General features: G+C 67.6%; 17 protein-coding genes. 6 read left to right on the top strand and 11 right to left on the bottom strand.

Annotated elements, in window-relative coordinates:
• Positions 1-26 precede the first annotated feature (26 nt).
• Entirely contained in the window at positions 27-413 is a 387-nt protein-coding gene (locus tag ACZ45C_RS11155) for a VOC family protein (RefSeq protein WP_460562632.1), read from the bottom strand.
• Between the two features lie 103 nt (positions 414-516).
• Here ACZ45C_RS11155 and ACZ45C_RS11150 point away from each other — a divergent pair, with 103 nt between their 5' ends.
• Positions 517-1,500: an NADPH:quinone reductase gene (locus ACZ45C_RS11150; RefSeq protein WP_460562633.1), complete on the top strand. Its 984-nt coding sequence runs from the start codon at positions 517-519 to the stop codon at positions 1,498-1,500.
• Positions 1,501-1,513: 13 nt separating this feature from the next.
• Here the strand turns inward: ACZ45C_RS11150 and ACZ45C_RS11145 are convergent, their stop codons facing one another.
• The 4 genes from ACZ45C_RS11145 to ACZ45C_RS11130 all read right to left on the bottom strand — a co-directional run bounded on the left by ACZ45C_RS11145 (position 1,514) and on the right by ACZ45C_RS11130 (position 6,758).
• A complete protein-coding gene (locus ACZ45C_RS11145) occupies positions 1,514-2,770 on the bottom strand; it encodes a CaiB/BaiF CoA transferase family protein (protein WP_460562634.1) in 1,257 nt (418 codons plus the stop codon).
• Positions 2,771-2,825: 55 nt separating this feature from the next.
• Positions 2,826-4,097 (bottom strand): MFS transporter, encoded by a 1,272-nt coding sequence (locus tag ACZ45C_RS11140; RefSeq protein WP_460562635.1) that lies wholly within the window; start codon positions 4,095-4,097, stop codon positions 2,826-2,828.
• A gap of 106 nt (positions 4,098-4,203) precedes the next feature.
• Positions 4,204-4,965, bottom strand: a complete 762-nt coding sequence (locus ACZ45C_RS11135) for an IclR family transcriptional regulator (protein WP_460562636.1) — start codon at positions 4,963-4,965, stop codon at positions 4,204-4,206.
• A gap of 425 nt (positions 4,966-5,390) precedes the next feature.
• Entirely contained in the window at positions 5,391-6,758 is a 1,368-nt protein-coding gene (locus ACZ45C_RS11130) for a glycerate kinase type-2 family protein (RefSeq protein WP_460562637.1), read from the bottom strand.
• Positions 6,759-6,915: 157 nt separating this feature from the next.
• Here ACZ45C_RS11130 and ACZ45C_RS11125 point away from each other — a divergent pair, with 157 nt between their 5' ends.
• The gene (locus tag ACZ45C_RS11125; RefSeq protein WP_460562638.1) at positions 6,916-8,265 is read left to right on the top strand and encodes a nickel pincer cofactor-dependent isomerase, group 22; all 1,350 of its coding nucleotides are present in this window, start codon (positions 6,916-6,918) and stop codon (positions 8,263-8,265) included.
• Positions 8,266-8,574: 309 nt separating this feature from the next.
• The gene (locus ACZ45C_RS11120; protein WP_460562639.1) at positions 8,575-9,363 is read left to right on the top strand and encodes an SDR family oxidoreductase; all 789 of its coding nucleotides are present in this window, start codon (positions 8,575-8,577) and stop codon (positions 9,361-9,363) included.
• A gap of 166 nt (positions 9,364-9,529) precedes the next feature.
• On the opposite strand, the gene ACZ45C_RS11115 is transcribed toward ACZ45C_RS11120, so the two are convergent.
• Both ACZ45C_RS11115 and ACZ45C_RS11110 read right to left on the bottom strand, forming a co-directional pair.
• Positions 9,530-10,303, bottom strand: coding sequence for an enoyl-CoA hydratase/isomerase family protein (locus tag ACZ45C_RS11115; RefSeq protein WP_460562640.1), 774 nt, complete (start codon positions 10,301-10,303; stop codon positions 9,530-9,532).
• A 111-nt stretch (positions 10,304-10,414) separates the two neighbouring features.
• Positions 10,415-10,636, bottom strand: a complete 222-nt coding sequence (locus tag ACZ45C_RS11110; protein WP_460562641.1) for a hypothetical protein — start codon at positions 10,634-10,636, stop codon at positions 10,415-10,417.
• A 120-nt stretch (positions 10,637-10,756) separates the two neighbouring features.
• On the opposite strand from ACZ45C_RS11110, the gene aroC reads away from it, so the two are divergent.
• Entirely contained in the window at positions 10,757-11,944 is a 1,188-nt protein-coding gene (aroC, locus tag ACZ45C_RS11105) for a chorismate synthase (RefSeq protein WP_460562642.1), read from the top strand.
• A gap of 64 nt (positions 11,945-12,008) precedes the next feature.
• Here aroC and ACZ45C_RS11100 read toward each other — a convergent pair whose 3' ends face one another.
• The 3 genes from ACZ45C_RS11100 to ACZ45C_RS11090 form a co-directional block, all read right to left on the bottom strand.
• Positions 12,009-12,218: a hypothetical protein gene (locus ACZ45C_RS11100; protein ID WP_460562643.1), complete on the bottom strand. Its 210-nt coding sequence runs from the start codon at positions 12,216-12,218 to the stop codon at positions 12,009-12,011.
• 51 nt (positions 12,219-12,269) lie between these two features.
• Positions 12,270-13,139 carry a ZIP family metal transporter gene (locus tag ACZ45C_RS11095; protein WP_460562644.1) on the bottom strand — a complete coding sequence of 290 codons (870 nt, stop codon included), beginning with the start codon at positions 13,137-13,139 and terminating at the stop codon, positions 12,270-12,272.
• An 85-nt stretch (positions 13,140-13,224) separates the two neighbouring features.
• Positions 13,225-13,770, bottom strand: a complete 546-nt coding sequence (locus ACZ45C_RS11090; protein WP_460562645.1) for a TIGR04206 family protein — start codon at positions 13,768-13,770, stop codon at positions 13,225-13,227.
• Between the two features lie 134 nt (positions 13,771-13,904).
• Here ACZ45C_RS11090 and aglM point away from each other — a divergent pair, with 134 nt between their 5' ends.
• Positions 13,905-15,248, top strand: coding sequence for a UDP-glucose 6-dehydrogenase AglM (aglM, locus tag ACZ45C_RS11085; RefSeq protein WP_460562646.1), 1,344 nt, complete (start codon positions 13,905-13,907; stop codon positions 15,246-15,248).
• A 67-nt stretch (positions 15,249-15,315) separates the two neighbouring features.
• Positions 15,316-16,209, top strand: coding sequence for a DUF7847 domain-containing protein (locus ACZ45C_RS11080; RefSeq protein ID WP_460562647.1), 894 nt, complete (start codon positions 15,316-15,318; stop codon positions 16,207-16,209).
• A 91-nt stretch (positions 16,210-16,300) separates the two neighbouring features.
• Here the strand turns inward: ACZ45C_RS11080 and ACZ45C_RS11075 are convergent, their stop codons facing one another.
• The gene (locus tag ACZ45C_RS11075; RefSeq protein ID WP_460562648.1) at positions 16,301-17,644 is read right to left on the bottom strand and encodes an alkaline phosphatase family protein; all 1,344 of its coding nucleotides are present in this window, start codon (positions 17,642-17,644) and stop codon (positions 16,301-16,303) included.
• Positions 17,645-17,856: the final 212 nt, after the last annotated feature.

The following is a 17,856-nucleotide window of genomic DNA, read 5'->3' as shown; positions in this document are numbered from 1 at the left end:
GGCGCGGTGAAAGGAATTCGTTCGAACTATTCTGTGTCGTACCGCGCGAGTTCCACGAGGTTCCCGTCCGGATCCCGAACGTACACCGACTCCATGCGGCCGCGAGCGCCGACCTTCTCGACGGGCCCGTGGACGATCGCCACTCCGTACTCGCGCAGTTCGCGCCGGAGTTCGTCGACGGCGTCGTCGACGAGCAGACAGAAATCGCCGCTTCCCGCCGTCGGCTCCGTCGCGTGAGGCGTGTACTCGTCGCCCGCCGGATGGAGGTTGATCTTCTGATCGCCGAACGACACCGCTCGTCGACCACCGTCGAAGGTATCCGGAGCCCCGCCGAGGACGGTCGCGTAGAAGTGGACCGCCCGTTCGACGTCTGTGACGGTCAACACGAGGTGGTCGAGCCCGCTGACATGCATGATGTATGCTTGGGAGACACAACCAAAAAGCCACCCATCGGAAATTCGGTTCGATCGCCGCCGATACCGCAACCCTTTGGTCACTGTTCGCATACTAGAGGGCATGCGCGCCGTTCGCTACCACGAGCACGGAGACGAGAGCGTATTGACGCTAGAAACCGTCGACAGGCCGGAACCCGGACCGGGAGAGGCACTGGTCGGGATCGAGGCCGCGAGCGTGAACCCGATCGACACGTACGTCCGCGAGGGGAACGTGCGTCCGCCTTCCGGGTTACCGCACGTCGGCGGGTCGGATCTCGCCGGTGTCGTCGAGTCCGTCGGTGAGGGCGTGACGGCGGTCGAGCCGGGAGACCGCGTGTTCGCGACGGGGCTCGGGCTGTTCTCGCCGGGCACGTACGCGGAGTACACGGTCGCGCCGGTCGAGCAACTCGCGCCGCTCTCGGAAGCCGTCTCGTTCGAGGAGGGCGCGGCCGCGGCGATGGCGTTTTCGACCGCCTGGCGCGCGCTCGTGACGCGCGGCGACCTCCGACTCGGCGACGTTGCGCTCGTTCACGGCGCGTCTGGTGGGGTCGGCCACGCTGCGGTACAGATCGCGGCGGCGGCGGGCGCGACCGTCGTCGGCACGGCCCGCGAGGGCGATCCCGCGGCGTTCGCGCGGTCGCTCGGGGCCGACGCGGTCGTCGACTATCGGAGCGATGATCTCGCCGGGGAAATCGACGCGGCGCTTGACGGCCGCGGCGTCGACGTGGTGTTCGAACCGCACGCCGACGCGCATCTCGACGCGAACCTCGACTGCCTCTCGCGCGGCGGGCGGATCGTCGTCATCGGCGAGGAGGGACCGATCACGCTGGACGGCGGCCTGCCGATGGCGGCAAAGCAGGCCGACGCGGACCTGCGATTCATGTCGATCGTGGCCTCGGCCGACGATCAGGCCGCGATCCTCGAACGAGTCGGCGATCGGCTCGCAGACGGTACGTTCTCCGTCGAAATCGACTCTATTTTCGGGCTCGACGCGGTCCCGGAGGCGCTCGACCGGCTGTCGGTCTCAGGTACGCTCGGAAAAGTGGTTCTCGACACGACACTCTGACCGGCCGCGCCTCTCAGGGCTCCGGAATCACGTCGTTTTCGACCAGTTCCTCGATGCGGTCGTCGTCGTAGCCGACCGCCTGAAGCACGCGGACGGTGTCTTCACCGAGCAGCGGCGGGGCCTTGTCGAACCCGGCGTCGGCATCCGAGTAGTTGAGCGGGTGTTCGATGACCGGAATTTCGCCGGCTGCGGGGTGGTCGATCGAGTCGACGACGCCACGAGCGTTCACCTGCTCGTTGTCGAGCGCCTCGTCGACGTCGAAGACGGGACCGACCGGGAGCCCGCGGTCCTCGGCGAGCAGTTTGACCCACTCGTCTGTCGTCTTCGTTTCGAGGACGCCGGACAGCTCCGTCTCCAGCTCGTCCATGTTGTTCACGCGTGCGGAGTTCGTCTCGAACCGGTCGTCCGTCGCGAGGTCCTCGCGGCCGATGCCGGCACAGAACTCCTCCCAGAGCTTCTGGTTGCCGCAGGCGACGTTGAGGTAGCCGTCCGCCGTCGAGTACATCTGGTAGGGTGCGAGTACCGGGTCTTTCGTGCCCATCCGCGAGGTCTCCTCGCCGACGAAGCTCTTGCCCGCCTGCTTCGTGAGCCACGGAAGCGCGGCGTCGAGCATCCCCAACTCGACGCGCTCGCCCTCGCCGGTCCGCTCGCGGTTGTACAGCGACGTGACGATGCCGAACGCCGACCACATCGCGGTGATCAGGTCAGTCTGCGGGAGCCCGACCTTCGCAGGCGGCGCGTCAGGATACCCGGTGACGTTCATCATGCCGCTCATTCCCTGGACGAGCAGGTCGTACCCCGGGCGGTCGCTCCACGGTCCCGTCTCGCCGAACGCCGAGATCGAGCAGTAGACGAGGTCGTCGTTGTGCTCTTGGAGCGTCTCGTAGTCGACGCCGAGCCGAGCGGCGGTCCCCGGACGGAAGTTCTCCACGACCACGTCGGCCTCGGCCACGAGGTCGTACAGCGCCTGAATCCCCTCGTCTTTCTTCAGATTCAGTTCGATGCTCTGCTTGCCGTAGTTGACCGTCCAGAAGTACGGCGACTCGCCCTCGTCGGCCGCGGCCCGTCCGGGGCCCTCGTAGTCGTCGACGTTGACGAACGGGGGTCCCGAGTACCGGCTGTCGTCGCCCACGCCGGGGCGCTCGACTTTGATCACTTCCGCGCCCTGATTGGCCAACATCATCGTCGCGAAGCCGCCGGTGACGAACGTAGTCAGGTCGACCACGACAATCTCCTCTAGTAAACGCCGTTGCTTGTCGTTTGAGCTCACATTCGATAGTTCGCAGACGACGTGATAAATGTTGGGAGCGGCGTTCGGAGCGCGTCTACACCCGCCGCAACGCGACCACGGTGAGCGCTCCGAGCCCGGCGACGCCACCGAGGACGGCGAACAGCACGGCGCTGGTCGAGTTCGTGAGAACGAACCCGGCGAGCGACGCGCCGAGCGCTCCCACGCCAAACATCGCGAGGTACGTGAACCCGTAGGAGAGCCCCTGTACGTCGTCCGGTGCCTCCTCAGCGACGACGACTTGGTAGACCGGTGCGGTCCCGTAGACGAAGAAGCCGAGCAGCAGACAGATACCGATGAGCGGGACGGTTCCCGCCTCGCGGACGATCGGGAACGCCAGCGCGAGCACGGCCAGCGCCGTGAAAAACCCGAGGAACGCCGTGAGGCTCGGGACGCGATCGGTCAGTCGACCGCCGACGTACTGACCGCCGATGCCGACGGTCAACAGCGCGGTGTACACGTACTGAGAGGGCTGGACGGTCCGCCCGAGCAGTTCGACGGGAGCCAGCGCGGGCGACTCGGCGAGCACGTCGGGGAGGAACGTCAACAGTCCGCGGTAGTACACCCCGTACAGTAGCACCGCGACGAACGCGACGGTGAACGCCGCGCCGAACAGCGCTCGAGAGGACGTGGCCATCTGGCGGAGTTCGCCGACGATCGACCCCGAGGTCTCCTCCGGGTCGTCTCCGTGCGGATCGGATTTATCGGCGTCAGTGGACGGCCCGTCTTCGTTCGCCGCCATACCGTCGTCGTCTCCGCCGACGTCGAACTCGATCTGCGTTCCGGCCACACCGACGAGCACCGCGACGACCGAGAGTACGCCGGCCGCGAGCCGCCAGTCGACGAACATCAGCATCAGCGCCGTGAGGAGCGGCCCGAACGCGGTCCCGACGTTTCCGCCCACGCCGTGGTACGCGAACACGGTCCCGCGGGCGTCGGCCGTCCGGCTGATGAGTGAGAGGCCCGCGGGGTGATAGACGCTCGCGAAACATCCCCACAACAGCACGGCGGCCCCGAGCGTGATCGGTCCCCGTGCGAGCGCGACGACCCCGAATCCGACTCCCATCCCGACGACGGCCGCCGAGATCAACCGCCGCGCGTCGAGGCGGTCAGAGAGCACACCGCTCACCGGCGCGCCGACGCCGATGACGCCGTATCCGACGCTCACAACCGCACCGATGACCGCGGCAGATACGCCGAACTCCGCCATCCAGAGGCCGACGAAGAGCGGAATCGAGAGTTCGTACGTGTGAAAAAGCCCGTGAGCGAGGGCGGTGAACTGCACGAGCGCGCGGTCGTTTTCGTTCATTGATCGAATGACCACCGAGCAAGTAAATAAAATTTAGGGCACCGTCAAGAAGTCCGGTGGCTCCGGCTTCGATATCTCGTCTCCGACTCTCCACCTCACCCTCGACTCACACCGAGTGTTCGATGTACAGTTCCAGCTCGTTCACCGCACCCAGGATCCGCTCCGGAAGCACCTCGGTGAACCGTTCGTCCGTGATGCGACTCGCCGGGCCGGCGACGCTCAGCGCGCCGATCACCTCGCCGTCGGCCGTGACGGGCGCGCCGACCGCGTGAACGCCCGCCGTCGTCTCCTGTCGGTTGAACGCGTACCCGCGGTCGCGGACCCGTTCGAGTTCGTCGAAGAGTTCTTCGCGGGTGACGCTGTCGCCGTGGACACCGTCGAGTCCGCGAGCGTCGACGATCGACTCGACGCGGTCTCGGTCGTAGTTCGCGAGGATCGCCTTTCCGGCCGCGCTCGTGTGGAGCGGTCCCCGCTTTCCCACGTGTGCTCCGGTCTGGACCGCGCTCTGACCCACTTCCGTGTAGAGGTACACGCGCTGGCCGTTCTCCTCGACGAGGAACTGCGCGCGCTCTCCTGTCTCGTCGGCGAGCGCGTCGACCTTTTCCTTGATCATCGGATACGCCGTTACGCGCCGCTGGATCTGCCCGCCGACGGTGAGGAACTGGAGGCCGAGCGAGTACACGTCGCCGTCGTGAACGACGTACCCGTGTTTCTTGAGCGTCGTGAGGTGTCGGTGAACCGTGCTCGGAGCTAATTCGAGATGCTCGGATAATTCGGCGATCGTCATTCCGTCCGAGCCGCGAAGCGATTCGACGACCTGTAGCGACGTCTCAGTCGTTTTTGCGACCGATTTGAGCGTGTTTTCCATACAACCGATACCACCGCATAACACTTAACTTCCCGGTAACTCGGAGAGTACGTAATAATTTTCCGAGATACCTGCGTGTGACGCCCACAATTCATCCATAATAACCCGCTGATCCGAATATGAAGAATATACTTGCCGAGACACTGGTCGCAGACGACGAGATATCCACTCGGCAACTCCCGGATCCGACACCAGTGCGGGCCCGACCGCCTGATCCGGAGGCTCATTACATAGATACGATTGTAATGGTCTCGTCGGTTTCACCGCCGCCTCTCACGAGCGTGTCGCGACCCGGTCGAACGCTGCGTGAACCACTGAGGTGCTCACGGTACGTTTCGATACACGGGATTACTCTCGGTGTAGTGAGAATCGTGTTTGACGGCTCACCGCGTGCGGCCGACGCGGTGTTCGATCGGGTCGATGACTTACTCGGGTACGACAAGCACCCTGAGATCGTTAACGTTGGTCCCGGTCGCCCCCGATATCAGGAGCGCGTCGCGTGCTTCGAGGAACGGGTACACGTCGTTGTCGGCGAGCGCGACGGTGGCCGCGCGCTCGTCTTCGCTGTCCGCGATCGTTTCGGCGGTGACGAGCGCTCCCGCGGCGTCCGTCGCGCCGTCGATGCCGTCGGTGTCGACCGCACCGAGGACGACGCTGTCGGGGAGATCGAGCGCAGCGCTCACTGCGAATTCCTGGTTCGGCCCTCCAGTCCCGTCACCTCGAACCGTCACCGTCGTCTCGCCGCCCGACAGGATCACCGCCGGCGGTTCGACCGGGTTTCCGGTGATCTGCGCCTCCTCCGCGAGCGCGACGTGCGTCTTCGCGGCCTCGCGAGCCTCGCCGCGGACCGATCGCGAGAGGATGAGCGACTCGTAGCCGGCGTCGTCGCACGAACTGGCCGCGGCCGAGAGCGCGGTGAATCCGTCGGCGAGGACGTGCACGGAGACGCGGTCGAGTGCCACCGACGCGGCGTCATCCGACTCCGTCTGATCGGTCTCGTTCGATTTCGATTCGAGATGCTCGATGACCACGCGCGGCGCGTCGACGTCGTAGTCGTCGAGGACGTCGAGGGCGTCACCGGCTGTCGTCGGATTCGGCGATACCGGTCCGCTCGCGACGACGGCTGGGTCGTCCGAGGTGACGTCGCTGAACACGAGGCCGATCGCCGTCGCCGGCGCGAGCGCGGCGGCCAGACCGCCGCCTTTCACGTCCGAGACGGCGCGCCGGACCGTGTTGATCGCCTCGATCGGTGCCCCGCTGCGGAGCAGCGAGTCGGTGAGATCGGAGAGCGCGTCGAGGCCGATGTCGTCGCTCGGGGCGGTGAGGAGGGCGCTGCCGCCGCCGGTGACCGCGACGAGCGCGAGCGTGTCCGCGTCGCACTCGCGGGCGCGGTCGAGGAGCCGGCGGGTACCGGTCACGTTCGACTCGCTCGGAAGCGGGTGGGTCCCCTCGATCATCTCGACGGCCCCCGCCGGAGCCGGGTCGTCCGTGACGACGATCCCGCCGTCGATGTGGTCTCCGAGTTGATCGTCCAGTGCGGCCGCGACCCGACCGGCGGCGTTACCGCCGCCGAACACGAGGATCTCGTCGTACGCCGAGAGGTCGACGGTCCGATCGGCGACCCGGAGCGTCTCACCGTCGAGCGTCACGTCTGCCGCGATCACCGACCGCGGGTGCGCCGCGTCGATGCCGGCCTCGAGCGCGTCGAGCGCGACGCGGCGAGGCGCGCTCGTCCCCCCGTGTCCGCCTCCTTCGGTGTCTCTGTCGTCGCCGACGTCGTCGCGGTCGAACATACGAGCCCTTCCGCGGGTCCCCTCATAAACGTTGACCCTCGTACGAGTGTCGCCGTCCGACGCGGCTGCGCCGTCTCCTTCGAACGAACGGCGGACGGAAGCCGGTGTCGCGGGTGCGTCCCCCCACGCTTATGTCGGCCGAGTCGGAGGCGTACGCATGGACACACTCGACGACCTCGTCGTGCCCGAGGCGACCGTCCTCGAAGCGTGCGGCGACACGCCGCTGCCGGAGTTCGGACTGATAGAGCGCGTCTGGGAGACCGATCCCGTTCCGGGCGACCGCGTCGAGTCGACCGCGGCCGAGGCGGTCGAGTCGCTCGACTTCGACGGCGTCCCCGAGGGAGGCGAGGTGGCCGTCGGAGCGGGCAGTCGCGGTATCGCCAACCTGCCGGCGATCGTGCGCGGCGTCGTCGGTGCGATCCGCGACGCGGGATACGACCCGTTCGTGTTTCCGGCGATGGGCAGCCACGGCGGCGCGACCGGCGAGGGACAACAGGAGATGCTCGAATCCCTCGGCGTCACGGAGGCCGCGATCGGCTGCGAGATACGGTCGAGCATGGAGGTGGTCCGCGTCGGCGAGACCGAAGACCGCGGCGTCCCCGTGTACGCGGACGCGAACGCCGCCGCGGCCGACGCGATCGTGCCCGTCAATCGGGTGAAGCCGCACACCGACTACGACGGACCCGTCGAGAGCGGCCTCTCGAAGATGCTCGTGATCGGCATGGGGAAACAGCGCGGCGCGAAGACCGCACACGAGTGGGCAATCGACTGGAGCTTCCGGAACATGATCCCGGAGATCACGGGGAAACTGCTCGACGAACTGCCGGTCGCGGGCGGCGTCGCTATCGTGGAAGACCAGTTCGACGACACGACGCTTATCGAGGGAGTCCCGCCGTCCGGCTTTCTGGACCGCGAGGCCGAGCTGCTGGAGCGCGCCTACGACCTCCTGCCGACCGTCCCGTTCGACGACGTGGACGTGCTGGTCCTCGACCGGCAGGGAAAAGACGTCAGCGGGCAGGGCATGGACACGAACGTGATCGGCCGACGACCGTTCGCGATCAACGAGCCCGCGCCCGACCTACCCGACATCAAGCGCATCTTCGTGCGGGGGCTGACAGAGACCACCCACGGGAACGCGATGGGGATGGGATCCGCGGACTTCGTCCACCGTGACCTCGCCGCCGAACTCGACAGTTCGACCTCGCTCATCAACGCGATCACGGCGAGCACGACGCGCGGGGTTCGGCTCCCGCCAGTCGTCGAAACCGATCGCGCCGGGCTCGTCGCGTCGCTGTCGACGGTCGGCGTCGTCGATCCGGACACGGTTCGGGTGCTCCGGGCCACGGACACGATGCGGCTCGACCGGCTGTACGCGTCGCCTGCGCTCGTCGACGCCGCCCGTGATCGCTCGGATCTGCGGGTCGTCGGCGAGCCGACGCCGATCGATTTCGACGGCGGGGCGTTCGCGGCACCGACCCCACACGAGACGAGCGACGCCGGTCGGTGAGCGGGCCGGTCCGCTCCGAGACGCTGTCCGGACCGATCGGCTGTGGCCCGACTCCTGAGAATATATCAGAACAAAATATAGATACAATATCTTATATTTTGGAGTATGATGCCTATGGCCGCAATCCGGACCCCGATTCGGTCAATCCGCCGTGCGGTCGCGACCGCTGGCCGTGACGGTTCCCGAACCGTCTGTGCGTGTGTGTCTGTATGACTGCTATCACGCCGTCGTGTCTGCGACGACAGTTCACGGGGCCGATTTGCCTGTATGGAAACGCTTTCCCACGCAACTCCGGATGTGTGAGGTGACATGGATCTAGCTATCGAGGGCAACGCGGCGCTCGTCACCGCGTCGTCGAGCGGACTCGGAAAGGCGTCGGCGAAGGCGCTCGCTCGCGAAGGGGCAAACGTCGTGATCAACGGGCGCGACGAGGACCGGCTCGACGACGCGCTCGACGAGATCGAGGCCGTCGCGTCGGGAGAGGTCGTCGCACAGCCCGGCGATCTGACGAATCCCGACGACATCGAGACGCTCGTCGAGACGACCGTCGACGAGTTCGGCACCATCGATCACCTCGTCACCAGCGCCGGTGGTCCGCCGTCGGGGGCGTTCCTCGACACTGACGACGACGACTGGGAGGACGCCTACGAGCTACTGGTGATGAGCGTCGTGCGGCTCGCGCGCGAGGCCCAGCCGTATCTCAGCGAAGGCGACGGCGGCACGATCGTCACCATCACGTCGAGCAGCGTCAAGGAAGCGATCGACAGTCTCGTGTTGTCGAACTCCGTCCGGATGGGCGTCATCGGCCTCGAAAAGACGCTCTCGAAGGAGTTCGCGCCCGAGGTGCGAGCGAACGCCGTCCTCCCCGGGTCACACGAGACCTCCCGGATCGAGAACCTCGTCAACGCCGCGCTCGAACGCGGCGAGTACGACACCTACGAGGAGGGGCTCGACGAGTGGGCACAGAATCCCCTCGAACGCGTCGGCGACCCGATGGAACTCGGCAACACCGTCGCGTTCCTCTCCTCGCCGAAGTCCGGATACGTCAACGGTGCCGCCCTGCCCATCGACGGCGGCTCGACGCAGTCGAACCTCTAGGAGGCGCGACCGCTCCGGACCGGGCGTCGCCCCGGACTGGCTTTTCACACCGGCCGCGAACGGTCGGAGACGATACGGCCGAACACCGGTCGAACCGTCCATCGAATGTTGTTACAAAAATCTTATTCTTCCACAAAATTATCAGATTTTATATTGTAATCGCCGATCACTCGAACGCGGCGTCGCGTTTCTCCAAGAACGCCTGCATCCCCTCGCGCTGATCGTGCGTGCCGAACAGCCCGGCACACGTGCGACGCTCCAAGGCGAGCCCCGTCGCCGCGGGGCCGTCACCGGCCGCGTTCAGCGCCTCCTTCGCGGCGCGAATCGCCGTCGCCGACTGCGACGCCAGCGTCTCCGCTAACTCGTCGACCCGGTCGTCGAGCGCGTCGTCGGCGACGACCTCGCCGACGAGCCCACACTCGGCAGCCGTATCGGCGTCGATCCGCTCGCCGAGGAAGATCAGGCGACGCGCCGTCTCGTCGCCGACGAGCGCGGGAAGCCGCTGGGTGCCGCCCCACCCCGGGATGATTCCGAGGTCGATCTCGGTCTGTCCGAAGACGGCGCTCTCGTCGGCGATTCGGAGATCACAGGCGAGCGCGAGTTCGCAGCCGCCCCCGAGCGCGTAGCCGTCGACCGCGGCGATCACGGGCGCGGGGAACGACTCGATCGCGTCGGCGACGCGGTGGCCGAGTTCGGCGTACGCCTGCGCCTCCGGCGTCGACAGGTCGACCATGTACGAGATGTCCGCGCCCGCGATAAACGCCTTCTCGCCCGCGCCGGCCAGCACGACCGCCCGCGCGTCGGCGGCCGCGGCCTCCGTGAGCCCCTCTTCGATCGCTTCGAGCGTGTCGACGGTGAGGGCGTTGAGCTGTTCCGGGCGGTCGACGGTGATCCTCGCCACGTCGTCGTCGATGTCGAGCGTGATCGTGTCCCACGTCATATCCGTCTCTCACGGAGGAGCGTGAAAACCGTTCGCCACCGGAGTCGCGGGGCGGCGAGGGTGCTCTCGACCGGCTCCCGCGTCGCACTCGTATCTCGTCTCGGAGCGAGTTCAGATCTCCTCGCGGCTGTCGATCTCGCTGTAGATGAACCACGCGGCCGTGTACGCGCCGATGAACAGCAGATAGCCGAACACGAGGCCGACGAGCTGTCGTGACCCGAGTCCGCCGGGGAGCGTCCGCCCGAGTATCGTCAGCGCGACGGCGAACACGACGAGCGAGAACAGTCCCGAGAGGGCGTACACGCCCAGGTCGGAGGTGAGTCGATTGCGCACGACTCGGTGAACGGAGTCGACCGATAAACAGTCACCGGTCGCTCGCCGACGGTCGTGTGAACCCCTTCACTGCGCTTTGCGGATTGCAACCCATATATGCCCCCGGGCACACGTGGGGGTATGAACGGGAACCGGTTCGGTCGGCTCTTCCAGCTGACCACCTACGGCGAGAGCCACGGCGACGCGATGGGCGTGACGGTCTCGGGCGTGCCCGCGGGCGTCGAGCTCAACGAAGAGGCGATTCAGGCGCAGCTCGACCGGCGAAAGCCGGGACAGTCGATGATCACGACCTCTCGGGGCGAGCCCGACGAGGTCGTCGTCAACTCCGGCGTGCAAGACGGCTACACCACCGGCACGCCAATCGGCATGGTGATCCAGAACAAGGACGCCCGCTCCGGCAAGTACGAACCGTACGTCACCGCGCCGCGCCCCTCGCACGGCGATTACACCTACTCCGCGAAGTTCGGTACGCGCAACTGGGGCGGCGGCGGGCGCTCCTCCGCGCGCGAGACCGTGAACTGGGTCGCCGCCGGCGCGGTCGCAGAACAGGTCCTCGACGCCTCCGAGTACGACGTGGAGATCAAAGCCCACGTCAACCGCATCGGCGACGTCGAGGCCGACGACGTGAGCTTCGATCAGATCCTCGCGGAGTCGGAAGCGAACGACGTGCGGTGTGCCGACCCCGAGGCGGCCGCCGAGATGCAGAAGCTGATCGAGGAGTACCAGGAGGCAGGCGACTCGATCGGCGGTTCCATCTACTTCGAGTGTCGGGGCGTCCCGCGTGGACTCGGCGCGCCGCGCTTCGACGGCTTCCCGTCCCGACTCGGACAGGCGATGTTCTCCATCCCCGCGACCACCGCCGTCGAGTTCGGTCTCGGGACGGAGTCTGTCGACGTGACCGGCAGCGACCGCAACGAGGACTGGACGTTCGACGACGGCGAGTCGTTCGAGCACGTCGAAAGCGAGGAAGGCGACCCCGTCCCAGTCGGCAACGACCACGGTGGGCTTCAGGGCGGGATCACGACGGGCGAGCCCATCTACGGCGAGGCGACGTGGCACGCGCCCACCTCGATCCCGAAAAAGCAGCGCTCCGCCGACTGGGAGACTGGCGAGGAGAAGGAGGTCCAAGTCGTCGGCCGCCACGACCCAGTGCTCCCGCCGCGGGCCGTTCCCGTCGTCGAAGCGATGCTGTACTGCACCGTGCTCGACTTCATGCTGCTCGCCGGCCGGATCAACCCCGACCGCGTCGACGGTCGCCCGGGCGAGTACGACACCGACTACCACCCGAGCAGTCCGGACAACGAGTAGCGACGGGCAGTCCGCGTCGCCCCGGCAGCGGTCGGCGTCACCGCCGACCGGGCACCCCTCTCGGCTACTCTTCTGCCGACCACTCGCAGGCGGTCCCCGCGGTCAGGTCGTTCTCCTCGACGTGTGCCGAGAGGCAGGCGTAGTTGCAGAAGTACGTTGGCGAACCGCAGTCGTCCTCGCAGTCGCGCACGCAGATCGGATCGTGGTCGAAGATCCGCGAGCCGCAGTAGGCGCACGTCTCGTCGGCCGCGGGCGTCGCCACAGTCGTGGACATGCGTGTCGCCACGCCTCGGGATGAGGAAAGCGTTTCGCGGCCGTACGCTCCTCAGATCGCGATGACCGCGTCGACGACGACGAGGAGTACGAACCCGACGAGAAAGGCCGCAGTCGCCGCGTCGGCGTGACCGTGGCCGTGCGAGGAGGGGATCAGCTCCCGGAACACGACCGCGAGCATCGCGCCCGCGGCGAACCCTGAAGCGACGGGGAACAGGCCGGTCGCGACCGAGACGAGCACGAAACCGAAGGCGGAGGCGACCACTTGCGGCACGACCCCGGAGAGCATCGTGTACCAGATCACGCGCAGGTTCGACATCCCGGTCTCCGCCATCGGCACCGCGAACGCGAACCCGTCGGGGACGTTCTGGAGCCCGATCACGACTGCCAGCACCAGGGCCACCTCCTCCAGTCCCGAGGCGAACGCGACGCCGATCGCCAGCCCCTCCGGCGCGTTGTGGAGGGTGATCGCGCCGCCGATGAGCAGCGCCTTCCGCAGCGTGGTCTCTCGGTCCGGATCCGCCGTGGTTCCATCGCCGGCGTCCACCGCGGCGGATGGGCCGCCCGCGTCGGGTGCGACGGCCGGATCGCCGACGCCCGCCGCGTCGCTCTCGGTCGCGCCCCCCTCGGGTCGCCACGCGCGGTACTGCGCGTGGAGGTGCGGGATCGCGTAGTTGCCGGCGAGGAGCCCCACGCCGCCGACGAGCAGGCCGGCCATCACCGCGACGAGCGTCCCCTCCTCCATTCCCGGGATGATCAGCCCGAAGACGCTGGCGGCGACCATCAGCCCGGCCGCGAGTCCGAGCGCGGCGTCGTAGACGCGGTGAGTGACGCGATCGCGCACGAACACGGGTAGCGCGCCGATCCCCGTCGCGACGCCTGCGACGCCGCTGACGGCAATCACGCCGGCGAGGTCGGTCATGTCCGCCGCTTGTGCGGCATCGGGTTTAAAACCGCTACCACGGCAACGACCCGTCCGCGTTACGTCTCGTCGCTCGCCGGCCGCGTCACGCCTCGACGATCCCGCGAAGGTCTCGGCCGTACGCGGCGACGGCGACGGCCGCGGTCGCGAGCGCGCCGACCGGGACCACGGTGAGCAGTCCCACCGTCGTCCCGACGCCGAATCGCAGCGCGAGACCGACCGACACCCAGAGCGACGCGCCCGCGGCGAGCGCGAGGAGTCCGCCGGTGACGCGTCGGTCCTCACGCCCGAGCGCGACCCCGGAGAGCGCGCTCCCCGCGGCGAGGAGGTGAAACCCTATCGCGAGCGGCCACGCGCGGATCGACGGCGGGAGCGACGAGAACGCCCGCGGCTGGTCGAGGAAGTAGCGCCACACCGGATAGCCGCCGACGCCGCCGGAACCGCCGATACCGCCGGCCGACCCGGTGGCGTTGAGGAATCCCCAGAGGCTCACGATCGTGAGGTCCTCGCCCGGAAGTACGGCCATCGGGACCGCGAGGAGGGTGACGGTGAAGAGCGCACCCGCGAGCGACCCGCGCGCACGGAGGCGACCGCCGACGGATCGGTCGGATCGCGACGAATCCGCGGTCATGTCCCCATTCAGGTGTCGGCGGATAAGTATGGTCCGGAGTGGACCCGCTTCGGGAGTTCGGTGCGGGGGCACACCGACTCCGCTCTCCCGCGAGACGCGCAACGCTCTTTGTCTCTGGGGGCGGCTCATCCGGTATGCGAGTCACCGTCGTCGGCAGCGGTTACGTCGGAACCACCCTCGCGGCCTGTCTCGCGGACGCGGGTCACGACGTGACTGCGGTCGACATCGACCCGGACGTGGTCGCGGCGCTAAACGACGGCCGCGCGGCGATCCACGAGCCGGGCCTCGACGACCTGCTGGCCGAACACGCGGGCGACCGCCTCCGGGCCACCGCCGAGTACGACGGCGTGCCCGACGCCGACGTGACGTTCCTGGCGATCGGCACCCCCTCGAATGAAGACGGCAGCATCGATCTCGCCGGACTCACCGCGGCCGCCGAGATGACCGGCGAGGCGATCGCGGAGGAGTCCGAAGGCGATCCCGATCGCGAGGCGACCGGGCGTCACCTCGTGGTGGTCAAGAGCACGGTCACGCCGCCGGGAGTCACCGAGATCGCAGCGGCGCTTCGCGCGGGAGCGGGCGACGCCGCCGATCGCGTCGAGTTGGCGACCAATCCCGAGTTCCTCCGTGAGGGCTCCGCAGTCGCCGACTTCCAACAGCCCGACAAACTCGTGTTCGGGGCCGAGTCCGCGTGGGCCGCCGACCGACTAGACGCTCTGTACGAACCGCTCGTGGCCGCGACCGACGGCGACGTGCCGATCGTCCGGACGGACCCCGAGACGGCCGTGATGATCAAGTACGCCAACAACGCCTTCCTCGCCGCGAAAATATCGCTCGTGAACGATCTCGGGAACATCTGCAAGCGGTTCGGGATCGACGCCTACGAGGTGGCCGACGCGATCGGACTCGACGACCGGATCGGAGCGAAGTTCCTGCGCTCGGGGGTCGGCTGGGGGGGGAGCTGCTTCCCCAAAGACGTCGACGCCATCCGCGCGGCGGCTCGCGAGGCGGGCTACGAGCCCGCGCTGCTCGACGCGGCCGTCACGGTGAACGACGGCCAGCCGGAGCGTATGCTCGACCTCCTCGACGACCGCGCGACCGTCGCCGGCGAGCGCGTCGCGGTGCTCGGGCTCGCGTTCAAACCCGGGACCGACGACGTGCGCAACTCCCGAGCGATTCCCGCTATCGACGGCTTGCGGGCTCGCGACGCCGACGTCGTCGGCTACGACCCCGTCGCGGGCGAGAACATGCGGGAGCACTTCGAAGCGGGGGAGATCGAGTACGCCGATTCGGCCGCGGCCGCGCTCGACGGGGCGGTCGCCGCGCTCGTCGTCACCGACTGGGACGAGTTCGCGGCGCTCGACGACGAGTTCGACGCGATGACGGCCGCACCGGGCTCGGACGATCCGGTCGTGGTCGACGGGCGGAGGGTGATCGAGCGCCGCGAGGGGATCGCGTACGAGGGGCTGACTTGGTAGGTCGTCGGAGGAGACGCATCGGTCGCTTCCCTCCGGTTTTATATATTAGCGTTCTGTGTCGCCACGTATGGCGGCCCTCCAATCGCTGCGTCCCGCAGTCGGTGGCATCGCTCGCAACCCGATACTCGTCGTCGTCGCGGCGCTGTTCGCCGTCGCACAGCTTCCGAGCCTTTTCGTGCCGCCCTCGCGGCCGGTGCTCTCTTTCGCCGTCTCGATCACGATGTTCGGGGTGTTCGTCCTCCTCCTCCCCTTCGCGCAGGGCGGCTTCCTGGGTATGGCCGACGAGGCGGTCGCCGGGCGGACTCGGCTCGGAACCTTCGTCAGCGTCGGGAAGGAACACTACGTCTCCCTGCTGCTCGGATACCTCGTGCTCCTCGCGTTGAACTTCGCGTTCGGCTTCCTCGCCTTCTTCGGAGGCATGGCCGTCCTCCTCGGTGGCGCGTACACCTCGACGGGGAGCGCGGAGGCCGGGAACACGGTGTCGACGGGGGCGGGCGCGGGCGGTGCCGCGACGGGAACGGGCGGATTCGGTGCCGACCCCGCCGTCCTCGCCGCCGCTGCGCTCGTCGGAGTCGGACTCCTGCTCGTGTACTTCCTCGTGACGTTCTTCGTGCAGTTTTACGCGCACGCGGTCGTCCTCGATGGGACCGATCTGGTCGCCGGGTTCCGCCGCAGCGCCGGACTCGTCCGGCACAATCTGCTCGGCGTCTTCGGGTACACCGTGCTCCTCCTCGTCGGCGGGACCGTCTTCGGCGGCATCGCCGCGGTCTCGTCGACCGTCGCGGCGCTGGCGTTCGGCGGCGGGACGCCGGGCAGCCCGGTGGCCGAGCTGCTCCCGACGCTGTCGCCCGTGATCGCCGTCGTCGGCGTCTTGGTGTATCTCGTCGTCGTCGGGCTCATCGGGGCGTTCTACGGGACCTACTCGGTCGCGTTCTACCGGTCGATCTCGGAATCGGGGTAGCGGTCGCGTCGGTGCGAACGGGACGGTCTGGCGAGACCGGACGCTTGACCGCCGACAGCGACGCGACGGGTATCGGACTCGCTCGCGCCGGCTACGCCAGTAGGCTCTCGCCGTCGAGCGCGTCGTCGACGTCGACGTCCATGAGATCGAGGATCGTCGGCGTCACGTCGAAGAGGTTCGCGTCCGCGATATCGAGGTCGGACTCGGTCGCGTACAGAAGCGAGTTCTCGAACTTGTGCATCCCGTTACGAGGGCCTTCGGTGAAGACGGCCGGTTTCCCGGAGAAGCCAGACTTGAGGTCGAAGCCGTCAGCGGGAATGACGACGAGGTCGGGCGCGATCCCGTCGTGGTCGCCGTCGAAGACGGTCTCGCCTTTCACGATCCGCTTGCAGACCCGTCGGCCGTCCGGCCCGGTGAGCGACTCGAGATCGTCGATGAGTTCCTCGCGCGTCGCCTCGTACTCGGACTGGGGGACCGATCCGTTCGGCTCGCGTCCCTCCAGATTGAGGTAAAACCGGCCGGGGATCAGGGAGTAGGCGCGGGCGTCGTCGCCGATGTCCGCGAGCGCGTCGTGGTCGTCGCCGTCGTAGGTGAGCCACCCCTCCTCGGCGAGGAACTGGTTGCAGTTCACCTCCCACTCGAGTCGAGTGAAGCCGTGGTCGGAGGCGACGAGCAGGGTGGTATCGTCGTCGAGCGAGTCGCGGATTTCGCCGATGTACTCGTCGAGCGTCCGGTAGAACTCCAGGAACTCTGCTTTGTACTCGCCGTCGGTCGCGTAGTCGCCGAACAGGAAGTGGTTCACCCGGTCGGTGCTCATGAAGACGCCGAAAAACAGGTCCCAGTCGTCCTCGGCGAGGTAGTGCGAGAAGGCCTCGTAGCGGGCGTCGAGGGTCTCGTGAGCGTTCTCGATGAACGCCGTCTTGTCGTCGTCGTGCCCGAGTTTGGCGTTGACGTCGATCCGGTAGCCGAGCCCGTCGAGTACCTCGCGGACGGACTCGTCGCTCGACGCGGACTCGAGGTCGGGCGAGAGGAATCCGGACACCTGTCGCTGGATCCGCGTCGAGGGAGGGAACGTGACCGGGACGTTGAGCACGGTCGCGTCGCGACCCGCGTCGGTGACGCGGTCCCACAGTCGGGTGGCCTTCACGTGTTGCCCCATCGGTACGTACGTTTCGTAGGAGTCGACCTCACGGTCTTGAAAGCCGTACACCCCCGTTTCGCCGGGGTTGACGCCGGTTGTGAGGCTGGGCCAGCACGCGCTCGACTCCGGCGGAACGATGCTCTCCAATCGCCCCGCCGAGCCCGTCTCGGCGATGTCAGTCAGGTTCTCGAAGACGTCGGGGTGATCCTCGACGAGGTCGAGCGGTACGCCGTCGATCCCGAGGAAGACGACCCGCTCGTCGTCGTCGCCCCGGATCCGATCGAACAGTCCCATACTCGAAACTCCGCTTCCGCCGACATATCGCTTGTGTTCTGGCGATTCACGCCGCGTCGCCGGCGATCCGGCAGTAACGGCCGGAGACTCGGAGCAGCAGCGAACGCCGCCGCCGACCCGGAGCCGTGGCGACTCCCGCCGTCGTCACAGTCGAGTGGCAATCGCGGCCGATTCAGAAGGCCTATTCACCTCGGCGGAGAGATATACGGCGT

The sequence above is a fragment of the Halorubrum pallidum genome, from assembly GCF_055380345.1.
This window is presented reverse-complemented; position numbering and strand designations above follow the sequence as displayed.